Here is a 10,070-nt window from a genome sequence, read left to right on the forward strand (position 1 = left end):
CAATGAACTCCCGATCGGCCACCAGGCCCAGCCAGCGTTTCGCTGGCAAGGCCCGAAGGAGCTTCAACACCAGCCACATCCGGGCGTACGTGTGGCTGTTCCCGGACTGGTCGAGAGGCACCCAGATCAGGGGCAGGGTGAAGCCGTGAACCACGGCTCCAAGCACCAGAAAATTGATGGGCGTCTCCCCGTGCTCCCAGTTCGTGCGGTCCAGACTCAGCAAGACCTTCCCTGGTGGGAGATGCACGACGAGCAGCGCGATGAAAAAGCCCATGTCCAGCTGCTCATCCCGGAAAGTGCGGTCTGCCCGCCTTTTTTTAGCCTGTGGGGTACTGATACCGGGCATATGGGCACTCAGGTCGTGATGATTGACGCTCCTCGCGGCAATCATCGCCAGGAGGACATCGATGAGCCGCTGGAGCGTGTCGATGCGGAGGTGACTGGCGTGCGTTTTGAAGTGCTGGGTGAGTGCGGTAGCCTGCTGGACAGTGGATTCTGTGGACTTCACACCTTCAGAAGACCGCGAACAGTCAGCCCCATCAAGCTTGATGGGGCTGACTGTTGGTTTTCTCCGTCTGGGACGAGGCCAAACTGAAGTTGTCACCTACTGAGGTCCTGGACTTGCGATTGTTCTCTTCGACAGCAGATGTTTGGGGTTGTGCCAGGACGGCCTTGAAGTCATGTGCCAGACCCGCTTCGCCTTCCTCCACCAGAAGACCATCTGCAAGGTGGCTTGCAGGCGTGACTGAACTGTCCTCGTTCAGCAGGCCACTGGCCTGCTTTTTTTTCTCCTGTAAGCGCTTCTTCATAGTGGCGAACTCCAGCGTAGCAAGGGCGCAAGAGCAGCAACCCACCAGTCGCCAGTAGGCTTGTCCTCCCCGTTTCGTCTATTTCATTTATTTCAGATGTGATAAGGTATAGCCATGACTGCTTCTACTTTCAATCCACAGGTGGAAGAGCAGCAGCTTTTAGCTGCTTTTGCCCGTCAGCTCGAGCAGGGAGGCGCCGTCGCCATCAATCTTCCTGGTCAACCTGCCCTGGCCGCTTCTCCTGTACTGGTGGAGTTGCTCAGGGCCAGTCTTAAGGAATTCCAGGAGGGAAATGGCGTCACGCTCCTGACCAGCAAGCGTGAACTGAGTGCTCAGGAAGCTGCCGAACTGCTTGGCGTGAGTCGGCCTTATTTAGTGACCCATCTTCTGGAGACTGGAATCATTCCTTACCGTAAGGTCGGCACCCACCGCCGAATAGCCCTATCTGATGTCCAAGCTTTCCAGATGGAACGCGACAGGCAACATGCGCTTCTGGATGACATCGTGGCTGATGAGCAGGCCGCTGGGATGTACTGAATTTGTCCCCACGTCTTTTTTTGGATGCCAACGTGCTGTATGGCGACTTGCTGCGGAACTTGCTCTTGCGTCTGGCGGCGGAAAGGGTCTGCACCGTCCACTGGTCCGCAAAAGTTCAGGAGGAATGGAAGCGTCATCTGGTGGATGACGCGGGATACAGCGCGGCCGTGATTGAACGCACTCAAGGGCGCATGGAAGCCGCTTTTCCAGCAGCCAGCGTCAGCGGCTATGAAAAGCTGATGGCTGAGTTGCAGTTGCCTGACCCCGATGACCGTCATGTGCTGGCCGCAGCCATTCAGGCTGAGGCCGACATTCTGGTGACTTTCAACCTGAAAGATTTTCCAGAATCGGCTTTACCAGCCAACTTGACGGCTCAGCATCCTGATGTGGTGCTCACGCACCTGCTCACGACCAATCCTGAAGGCTGCCGGGCCACGCTGAACAAACTGATGGCTTCGCTGAAAAATCCACCCATGAGTCTTGTGGAGGTTCTGGCAACTTAACGCTGATAGGCTGCCGAGCTGTGACTGACCGGAAGCCCTATCGACATCGATTCCCGCTGAGTGTCATTGGGTATGCCCTGCGGCTCTACCACCGCTTCCCCCTCAGCCAGCGGGACGTTCAGGAACTGCTTCACGAGCGTGGTGTTCAGGTCAGTCACGAGACCCTCCGTCAGTGGAACATCAAGTTCGCCCCACTCCTGACCGAGGAACTGCGCCATCGAGAACCCCGCCGGGGTTCTCGATGGCATCTGGACGAGGTCTGCGTCAAGGTCGGCGGGGTCAAGCATTGGTTGTGGCGAGCGGTCGACGAATACGGGGACGTGCTGGACATTCTGCTTCAGGAACACCGAGACACCCAGGCGGCCAAGTCCTTTTTTGTCCGCCTCCTGGGGGAATACGACGTGCCGGAGGTGATCCATACCGACAAGCTGTGGAGCTATGGGGCGGCGCTGCGTGAGATTCCCGTGCTCCACGACGTGGAGCACGTTCAGGTCGTTTCCACCGCCCGCTGTAACAATCTGGTGGAGCAATCTCATCGACCCACCCGGCAGCAAGAACGAGGCCAACTGGGCTTCAAGCGCCGGAAACGAACACAAGAATTCCTCGCCCTGCACGCCCGAGTCTCGAACCTCCATCGACACACGCGAACCACCGTTCCCGCCACCCTCAGACGAAGCCATCAATCCGCAGCTCTTCTCCGCTGGCGAGAGGCGATGCAGCAGGTGGCTTGAGAATCAAGCCACCTGCTGAGCTACTCCGGCCTCACTCAGGTTAAGTTGCCAGAACCGACAAGACAATTTGCCTCATCTCTTTTTCAAAGTGGGTTTAGCCCCTCAGCTTCTGCGTCAGCTCGACCTGGCGCTTGGCCTGGTGGCGAATGCTGGCCTTGTCGGCGTCGCTCACGGGCTGGCCGTTGGCGGTCACGCTCGCGCCGTAGGAGTTGCCGCCCGAAGCGAAAATCACCGGGTCGCTGTAGCCGGGAGGGGTCAGGATAGCGCCCCAGTGCATCGCGGTGAAGTACAGGGTCTGCAGGGTGGTTTCCTGGCCGCCGTTGGGGTTCTGGGCGCTGGTCATGGCGCTGAAGGTCTTGTTGGCGAGTTTGCCGCTGGCCCACAGGCCGCCGAGGGTGTCGATAAAGGCGCGCATCTGGCTGGCCGCACCGCCGAAACGGGTGGGGCTGCTGAAGATGTAGCCGTCGGCCCACTCCATGTCGGCGGGGGTCGCCACGGGAATGTCCTGCATGGCGTCGAGGTTGGCTTTCCAGGCGTCCTGGCCGTTCACGACAGCTTCGGGGGCGGTTTCGGCCACGCGCACCAGGCGCACTTCTGCGCCAGCTTCACGGGCGGCTTCGGCGGCTTCACGGGCCATGGCGAGGCCAGTGCCGTAGGTGGAGTAGAACACGACGGCGATTTTCACAGCGTTCTGGGTCATAAGGTTCTCCTTGACGGCCGTGGCCTCTCTGGCCTGCCGCCTTTGGAGGGTACTAAATCACTTAAATCTTTAACTGTCAAGGGGGCTTCCTCATCCGTCCCGGGCGGCGCACAGGATAGGCTCGGCTTTTACGCCCCAGCGCAGTTCTCCGAATGACGCGTGCGCCCTGACAGCACCGCCACCCGCTCCATTCTTCGCCCTGCTCGTCTAAATTCACTCGCTTCGCTCTGCTTTGCAGCTTTGCAAGTCGGACAGAGACGCTCCGCTTTTTCTGTCAAATGCTCTATTTCAGCCGCCTCAGCAGGTTTCTGAGCGTCATCAGTTCCTCATCGTTCAGGTCGGAAAACTGAAGTTCGTGAATCTCAAGTACCTTGGGCAGGGCCTGCTCGACCAAGTGTTGGCCGGTGGCTGTGAGCCTGAGCAGTTTGCGTTTGCCTGCCGTCTGGCGCTCAATCAGGCCACGGGCCACCAGCCGTTTGGCGTGGTAGGACATGTTCGCTTCGGTAAACAGCAGGCGCTGGGCGACTTCCTGCTGGGTCGCGCCGTCAAAGCGCCGCAGTACGGCCAGCAGGTCAAATTCGGTCATGGTCAGCCCCAGTGGGGCCAGGACCGCTTCCACTTCACGAACCTTGCCCTGCGTGGTGTAGACCAGCCGCCGCCACAGTCGGATGGCGGGCTGTTTCACGGCAAGGTCAAGTTCCGACTCAATCATCCCCCCACTGTAAACGATCTTTACAAAGAGATTTTAGTTACATAACACTTAAAGATTTAAGTTATGATGGCCTCATGAATCCGATTCAAGGCCTCCACCACCTGACCGTCATGGCCAGCGACCCCCAGAAGAACGTGGACTTCTTCACCCAGGTTCTGGGCCAGCGCATGGTCAAAGTCACCGTCAACTTCGACGACCCCGGCACGTACCACCTCTACTACGGCGACGAAACCGGCGCCCCCGGCACCATCATGACCTACTTTCCCTGGCCCAACGCGGTCAAAGGGCGGCGCGGCAACGGTGAAATCGTGGCGGCGGCTTACGCTGCGCCCGTCGCATCGCAGGACTACTGGAAAGCCCGCCTGCAAGGGTTCAATATTCCCTTTACCGAGGAAACCCGCTTCGGCAGCCCCGCCGTCAAGTTTGAAGACCCCGACGGCCTGTGGATTGAAATCATCTTCGAGGAAGGCGCGGACGTGCCGAGCTTCTGGCCCAACAGCCCCGTGCCCCGCGAATACGCCCTGAACGGCTTTCACAGCGTCACCGGCTGGGTCGCGCAGACCGCCCAGACCGCGAGCCTGCTGACCGGGCCGCTGGGCTTTACCAAAGTGGGCAGCGAGCAGGACGCCGAAGGCACGCGCACCCGCTACCGGGGCCAGTCGGACGGCGTGGGCCTGTACATCGACCTGGTCGAGCGCCCCGGCAAGCCGCACGGCCAGTTCAGCGCAGGCAGCGTGCACCACGTCGCCCTGCGCACCGTGGACGACGCCGAGCAACTGGAATACCAGAAGGTGCTGAGTCAGGCGGGGTATCAGGTGACGCCCGTGCAAGACCGCCAGTACTTCCACTCCATCTACTTCCGCGAGCGCTCCGGCATCCTGTTCGAAGTCGCCACCGACGCCCCCGGCTTCCCCGCCGACGAGAGCGTGGACGAACTGGGCAAGCACCTGAAATTGCCCGCCTGGTACGAGAGCAAACGGGCGGCGATCGAGGCCCGCGTCAAGCCCATCGTGAACCACGAGTACGGCGTGACGATTGGCGGCACCAGCCAGAGCAGCGCCCAGGGCAGCGCCGCCAGCCTCTCCGACGGGCTGCGCGTGAACGGCCCGCACCAGGGCCAGCCGGTGATGACCACGGGCCGCGCCCTGGACGAAGCCCGCGCCGCCGTGATTCTGGTACACGGGCGCGGAGGCAGCGCCGAGGACATCCTGAACCTCTCGCAGCAGTTCAACCTCTCGGCCTTCGCCTACGTCGCGCCGCAAGCGCAGGGGAGCACCTGGTATCCCGAAAGCTTCCTGGCCCCGCTGGAGCGCAACGAACCCGGCCTGTCGTCGGGCCTCCAGATGATTGACGACATCGTCAACACGCTGGGCGAGCAGGGCATTCCGCCCGAAAACATCGTGCTGGGCGGCTTCTCGCAGGGCGCGTGCCTGACGCTGGAATATGTGGCCCGCAACTCGCGGCGCTACGGCGGCGTGTTCGCCTTCTCCGGCGGCCTGATCGGGCCGGAAGGTACCCCCCGCGACTACCCCGGCGACCTGGACGGTACGCCCTTCTTTATCGGGTGCAGCGATGTGGACAGCCACATTCCCCTCAAGCGCGTCGAGGACAGCGCCGAGATCCTGGCCGGACACGGCGCGAAGGTGGACAAGCGCATCTACCCGAACATGGGCCACACCATCAACGAAGACGAGATTCTGGCCGTGCAGAAGATGCTTCAGGAAGTCTCGGCCCGCAGCGTCTAAGGAACCCGTTTCTGGACAGCAAGAAGTGTCTCCACTGTGAGGTGGGGCACTTCCTGCTTATTTCGGCTTTTGAAGACACGGCAGCTCCGCGCTTTTTCCCATCATCAAATTCAAGGGGCGACCCATGCTTTTCACTTGCGAACCGCTGCTCACCCGTGTCGTGTTCGGGGCGGTGGGCAGTGGCCTGGGCAGCGTGCCCAACCGCGAACTGGTCAGGGCGATTGGCGAGATGCTGGAGGCTGCCGCCGCACACGGCTGGACGACCCCAGTGGACATCCGCCCGCTGGCCGAGGTGGAGACCGCCTGGAACGCGGAAGGCAGCGACCGGCTGGTGCTGGTGAACTGAGACGGATTCCGATTGAATCTGGTAGTTTCAGATTCAATCCGACTTGCAAAGCTGCGCAGCAGAGCGGATGCGAGTAGGAAAAAATACGGATTCCGCGATATGGATGCACAGGCGGCGCTTTCCCGACTGTGCAGGAATTAAGCGGAATCCGTATAACTCTTCTTCAAAGCAGTACGAGCAGCGCCAAAATCACAGAAAACTCCAGGATGCCCCGTACTTCAGTGCGGGGAGGAATGGTGCGCCGCCCGTAGGGCGGCCTTTCTTTTCGTACACATAGAGCATATTCTTCTCCCCGTGAAGATTACGCTCACCGCCAAGCTCAAGCTGAACCACACCAGGGAGCAAAAAGCCGCCCTGGATGCGGTGACGTTGAGCTTTCGGGATGCGCTGAACTTTACGAGTCAGAAGGCGTTTGAGATGGAGAAATCCAGCAACGCCGCCAAGATTCAGAAGGAGGTCTACGCCACCCTCCGCGAACGGTTCGGGCTGGGCGCTCAGATGGCCTGCTCCGTTCCGCGTCAGGTGGGCGCGACGTACAAGACCCTCTGGACGAAGGTAAAGCAGAGCGCGGCGAAACGCGCCGTGAATCCGAAAGCCCGCAGGTACAAAGGGCTGGACCAAGCGCCCAAGTTCGTCTCCCGCACCCTGAGCTACCAGTACCAGCGCGACTACTCGTTCAAGAAAGGCCAGCAGGTGAGCATTTCCACCCTGCAAGGCCGTTTGGTCCTGCCCTACGAGGGCTAGAGGCTGTCAGGCTAGCGAGCCAAGAATTGGCTTTAATTTGTTTAGGAGCGTAACAGATACCGCGAGCCAGTGAAAGCCGAGGAGACTGCTTTGCAGCCTCTCCAAATCACGTGATAGACGGCGAAAACGTGCTGTCCAGGCGAATGTCCGTTCAACCACCCATCGCAACGGAAGCAGCACAAAGCCCGTCGCTCCAGTCGGGCGTTTCACCACAACAAGTTCCACATCGTTCAAGGAAGCATCAATCTGCGGCTGCTCTCCGGTGTACCCCTGGTCGGCGATAACGACATCAATGTGGTCACCAGTGACCTGCTGCACCTCGCGGCACAAGTCATAGACCTGCTCTCGGTCTTGCTCATTGCCAGGGGTGACGAGCAACGTCATGACATTACCCATCGTGTCGACAGCAGCGTGGATTTTGCTGCCCTTACGACGCTTTCCACCGTCATATCCAGCACGTCCGCCACTCTCGGGCGTGCTTTGCAGAGTGCGGCTATCCACGATGGCAACGGTAGGAACGCCCTCCTTGAGGGCGTCCTCGCGAACCAGTGAATGCAGGTCGTGAGCGAGGTTCTCGAAGCAACCTCGTTCAAACCACCGCATCAGTTGCTGATGGACAATTTTGTATGGCGGAAAGTCGTGTGGGAGGTACTCCCACTGACTCCCTGTGCGGCCAATCCACAGAGCGGCATTGAGGACTTCACGTATCGGGTAGACGCGCTGGTGAGCGTCTTCTGGAGCGAGCAGAAAGTAAGGCAGGATGAAGAGGTAAGTTTCGTCGTCCAGGTCGCTCTTGTAGGGTTTTCGCTCTGACAGCATGTCCCAGTTCTACACCCAGCCGTGACACCCTTACTATGCTATTTACATATTTTTTATAAAAAGTCAGATTGCTAGACTGACAGGCTCTACGCCAAGCATCTTGAATACATCGCGCAGGGCGCTGAAATCGGGGCGGGCAAGCTCTGGTACGACAAGCGGAAGAAGCAGTATTTCCTGCTTGTCCCGCTCTCGATTGAGCTTCCCGACCCCGACCCTATGACCCACAAGCAGGTGGTGGGCGTGGATGTGGGGATGCGGTACTTCGCCGTCGCCAGCAGCACCTCCAATCAAGCCTTCTTCAAGTCGGGTAAGGCGACCCTTCGCAAAGCGGAGAGGTATGCCAAAGCCCGCAAGTCGCTTCAGCAAAAAGGCACCCGTTCCGCAGTCCGCCGTCTGGTGGCGCTGTCGGGCCGGGAAAGACGGTTCATTGCTGACACCAATAGCTCTCTCGCTTCCGAAATCCTCAAAACCTATCCCCACGCCTTTATCGGCGTCGAAGAATTGACCGGAGTGCATGAGCGTACCGAAAGACGCAGCCGCCCGAACAGTTCTGAGAAGCAGAGGAAGGCCAATCGCCGCCGTGCGAGATGGAGCTACGCTGAGTTGCTGGGATTCCTGGCCTACAAAGCGCCGCTGCATGGCAGTTTCGTCGTGAAGGTTGACGCGCACTACACCAGCCAAACTTGCACCCGTTGCGGTCACTGCTCGAAAGGCAACCGCCCCAATTCCGGGTTGATGTTTGTTTGCGAAAGTTGCGGGTATCATCTGCACTCCGATTTGATGGGGGCCAGAAACGTAGGACTCAGGGCATTGCTTGTCCGGCAGGACTGGGCAAGCACGGGGTGTCTGTCATGCACCCCTGGTCGCCCTCAAAGCGCAGACCCGCAAGCTGGGTCTGCTGGGCGAGATGTGTCGGACGCTGAAGCCAAAGCGGCACGCCTTTCGAGGTACGCCGAGTTGCGGTGGAGTCCAGACACAAGCCTCGCTCTTTAGAGCGGGGTCATGACCAACTCCAGCTCAGGCCTGCACTGTTTTGGGCACCTTCAGCGACAGGCTCACGGCCAGGGCGACGACCACCAGCCCAATCGCCAGGAAGTACGCCCGGCGCAGGCCCTCGGCGAGTTCCACCCCGCCCGCGTGAATGGCCGCTTCGCCGATGAGGAGCGCCATGACCGCCACGCCCACCGCGCCGCCCATCTGCCGGGCGAACATGACCCCACTGGTCACGGCCCCCAGTTCGGTGCGTTCGGCAGACTGTTGCGCCGCCAGCAGCAGCGACAGCATCGAAAAGCCCATGCCCGTGCCCACGAAAAAGCTCAGGACGCTGGTGACCCACAGCGGCGAATGCACCGTGAAGGTCAGCAGGACGAACATCACGCTCAGCACCGCGAAGCCAGCCTGCGCCAGGCGCACCAGCGGGATTTTCTTCATCAGCTGCGCCGCCGTGATACTCGCCAGCGTCCAGCCCACCAGCATCGGGGTCAGCACCAGACCTGCCGAGGTCGCGCCGCCGTGGGTCACGCCCTGGGCGTACAGCGGCAGATAAGCCACCACCCCGAAGTACGCCGCGCCGCCCAGCAGGTTGCCCACAAACGCGGCGGACGTGATGCGTTGCCCCAGCGCCCGCATGGGCAGCAGCGGGCTGGGGTGGCGGCTTTCCAGATACACCGCCAGCGCCAGCGTCAGCACGCCCAGCCCCACGAAGGGCCAGTTCCTGAGTTCCAGGCCCCAGATGCTCAGGCCACTGCCCACCGTGAACAGCAGCGCCCCCAGCCAGTCGAGCTGCGCGGAGCGGCGCGTCCCGGTGTCCTGAAGGTAGCGGCTGACCATGTAGAAGGCCACCACGCCGAACGGCAACGACACATAAAAAGTCCAGCGCCACGAGAGTTGGTCGGTCAGGAAGCCGCCCAGCAGCGGCCCCACGAGACCCGAGATGCCCCACACGGCGCTGATGAACGACTGCACCCGTCCACGTTCCTGGGGCGTGAACAGTTCACCCACGATGGTCAGGCTGATGGTAAGCAGCGCCCCGGCCCCCAGACCCTGCAAGGCGCGTGCGCCGATGAGCCAGCCCATGTTCTGCGCCGCGCCGCTGAGGGCGGAGCCGATCAGAAACAGCACCATCCCGATGAGGTACAGCTTTTTGCGCCCCACGATGTCCGACCCGCGCCCCCACAGCGGGCTGGAGACGGTGGTGGTGAGCATGTAGATGGCGAAGGGAAGCGCGTAGTAGGCGGCCCCGTGCAGTTCGTCAATCACGCTGGGCATGGCGCTGGACACCACGCTGGCTTCCATGGCGTTCAGGAACACGCCGATAATCAGCCCCGTCGTGGCGAGGGTGCGTAGCCGCGCCTGGGCCGGGGACAGGGAAGGTGAATCTGGGACGGTGGGCGCTTGAGTCGTGGGGTGGGTCATCTTTGAACT

13 protein-coding genes (1 of these 13 cut by a window edge) are annotated in these 10,070 nt (G+C 60.9%); 7 read left to right on the forward strand and 6 right to left on the reverse strand.

All coding sequences use genetic code 11. The annotated features are described in order from the left end of the window. Nucleotides 1-391: the start of an IS4 family transposase gene (locus tag G6R31_RS16205; protein ID WP_164994046.1), read on the reverse strand. It extends 593 nt beyond the left edge of the window; only the first 391 of its 984 coding nucleotides appear in the window; it begins with the start codon at nucleotides 389-391; the stop codon falls past the left edge of the window. 148 nt (nucleotides 392-539) lie between these two features. Next, on the reverse strand, nucleotides 540-809 hold the full coding sequence (locus G6R31_RS16210; RefSeq protein ID WP_164994040.1) for a hypothetical protein: 270 nt from the start codon (nucleotides 807-809) through the stop codon (nucleotides 540-542). A 114-nt stretch (nucleotides 810-923) separates the two neighbouring features. Here G6R31_RS16210 and G6R31_RS16215 point away from each other — a divergent pair, with 114 nt between their 5' ends. The 3 genes from G6R31_RS16215 to G6R31_RS16225 are packed head-to-tail and all read left to right on the forward strand — an operon-like array spanning nucleotide 924 to nucleotide 2,580. After that, nucleotides 924-1,346, forward strand: coding sequence for a helix-turn-helix domain-containing protein (locus G6R31_RS16215; protein ID WP_081608363.1), 423 nt, complete (start codon nucleotides 924-926; stop codon nucleotides 1,344-1,346). 20 nt (nucleotides 1,347-1,366) lie between these two features. Continuing rightward, complete coding sequence (locus G6R31_RS16220) at nucleotides 1,367-1,849, forward strand: PIN domain-containing protein (RefSeq protein ID WP_225983085.1); 483 nt, start codon at nucleotides 1,367-1,369, stop codon at nucleotides 1,847-1,849. Between the two features lie 20 nt (nucleotides 1,850-1,869). Continuing rightward, entirely contained in the window at nucleotides 1,870-2,580 is a 711-nt protein-coding gene (locus tag G6R31_RS16225; RefSeq protein ID WP_164994041.1) for an IS6 family transposase, read from the forward strand. 94 nt (nucleotides 2,581-2,674) lie between these two features. Here the strand turns inward: G6R31_RS16225 and wrbA are convergent, their stop codons facing one another. Both wrbA and G6R31_RS16235 read right to left on the reverse strand, forming a co-directional pair. Further along, nucleotides 2,675-3,280 carry an NAD(P)H:quinone oxidoreductase gene (gene wrbA, locus G6R31_RS16230; RefSeq protein WP_017872026.1) on the reverse strand — a complete coding sequence of 202 codons (606 nt, stop codon included), beginning with the start codon at nucleotides 3,278-3,280 and terminating at the stop codon, nucleotides 2,675-2,677. Between the two features lie 283 nt (nucleotides 3,281-3,563). Further along, nucleotides 3,564-3,992: a MarR family winged helix-turn-helix transcriptional regulator gene (locus tag G6R31_RS16235; protein WP_017872025.1), complete on the reverse strand. Its 429-nt coding sequence runs from the start codon at nucleotides 3,990-3,992 to the stop codon at nucleotides 3,564-3,566. A gap of 74 nt (nucleotides 3,993-4,066) precedes the next feature. Between G6R31_RS16235 and G6R31_RS16240 the strand changes: the two genes are divergently transcribed. The 3 genes from G6R31_RS16240 (at nucleotide 4,067) to G6R31_RS16250 (ending at nucleotide 6,827) form a co-directional block, all read left to right on the forward strand. Then, nucleotides 4,067-5,737: a VOC family protein gene (locus tag G6R31_RS16240; RefSeq protein ID WP_017872024.1), complete on the forward strand. Its 1,671-nt coding sequence runs from the start codon at nucleotides 4,067-4,069 to the stop codon at nucleotides 5,735-5,737. Between the two features lie 124 nt (nucleotides 5,738-5,861). After that, a complete protein-coding gene (locus tag G6R31_RS16245; protein WP_017872023.1) occupies nucleotides 5,862-6,083 on the forward strand; it encodes a hypothetical protein in 222 nt (73 codons plus the stop codon). Nucleotides 6,084-6,377: 294 nt separating this feature from the next. Further along, complete coding sequence (locus tag G6R31_RS16250) at nucleotides 6,378-6,827, forward strand: hypothetical protein (RefSeq protein WP_017872097.1); 450 nt, start codon at nucleotides 6,378-6,380, stop codon at nucleotides 6,825-6,827. A 6-nt stretch (nucleotides 6,828-6,833) separates the two neighbouring features. On the opposite strand, the gene G6R31_RS16255 is transcribed toward G6R31_RS16250, so the two are convergent. Continuing rightward, on the reverse strand, nucleotides 6,834-7,646 hold the full coding sequence (locus G6R31_RS16255) for an IS5-like element ISDra5 family transposase (RefSeq protein WP_010884088.1): 813 nt from the start codon (nucleotides 7,644-7,646) through the stop codon (nucleotides 6,834-6,836). A 174-nt stretch (nucleotides 7,647-7,820) separates the two neighbouring features. Between G6R31_RS16255 and G6R31_RS16260 the strand changes: the two genes are divergently transcribed. After that, nucleotides 7,821-8,639 (forward strand): RNA-guided endonuclease InsQ/TnpB family protein, encoded by an 819-nt coding sequence (locus G6R31_RS16260; protein WP_241846629.1) that lies wholly within the window; start codon nucleotides 7,821-7,823, stop codon nucleotides 8,637-8,639. 24 nt (nucleotides 8,640-8,663) lie between these two features. Here the strand turns inward: G6R31_RS16260 and G6R31_RS16265 are convergent, their stop codons facing one another. Then, nucleotides 8,664-10,061 (reverse strand): MDR family MFS transporter, encoded by a 1,398-nt coding sequence (locus G6R31_RS16265; RefSeq protein WP_029732977.1) that lies wholly within the window; start codon nucleotides 10,059-10,061, stop codon nucleotides 8,664-8,666. Nucleotides 10,062-10,070: the final 9 nt, after the last annotated feature.

The sequence above is a fragment of the Deinococcus wulumuqiensis R12 genome, assembly GCF_011067105.1.
GTDB lineage: Bacteria > Deinococcota > Deinococci > Deinococcales > Deinococcaceae > Deinococcus > Deinococcus wulumuqiensis.

Excerpts from the sequence above, each read along its gene's own strand:
- G6R31_RS16255 (WP_010884088.1), bottom strand. The coding sequence starts at position 7,646 with ATGCTGTCAGAGCGAAAACCCTACAAGAGCGACCTGGACGACGAAACT.
- G6R31_RS16265 (WP_029732977.1), bottom strand. The coding sequence starts at position 10,061 with ATGACCCACCCCACGACTCAAGCGCCCACCGTCCCAGATTCACCTTCC.
- G6R31_RS16240 (WP_017872024.1), top strand. The coding sequence starts at position 4,067 with ATGAATCCGATTCAAGGCCTCCACCACCTGACCGTCATGGCCAGCGAC.
- G6R31_RS16215 (WP_081608363.1), top strand. The coding sequence starts at position 924 with ATGACTGCTTCTACTTTCAATCCACAGGTGGAAGAGCAGCAGCTTTTA.
- wrbA (WP_017872026.1), bottom strand. The coding sequence starts at position 3,280 with ATGACCCAGAACGCTGTGAAAATCGCCGTCGTGTTCTACTCCACCTAC.
- G6R31_RS16245 (WP_017872023.1), top strand. The coding sequence starts at position 5,862 with ATGCTTTTCACTTGCGAACCGCTGCTCACCCGTGTCGTGTTCGGGGCG.
- G6R31_RS16210 (WP_164994040.1), bottom strand. The coding sequence starts at position 809 with ATGAAGAAGCGCTTACAGGAGAAAAAAAAGCAGGCCAGTGGCCTGCTG.
- G6R31_RS16235 (WP_017872025.1), bottom strand. The coding sequence starts at position 3,992 with ATGATTGAGTCGGAACTTGACCTTGCCGTGAAACAGCCCGCCATCCGA.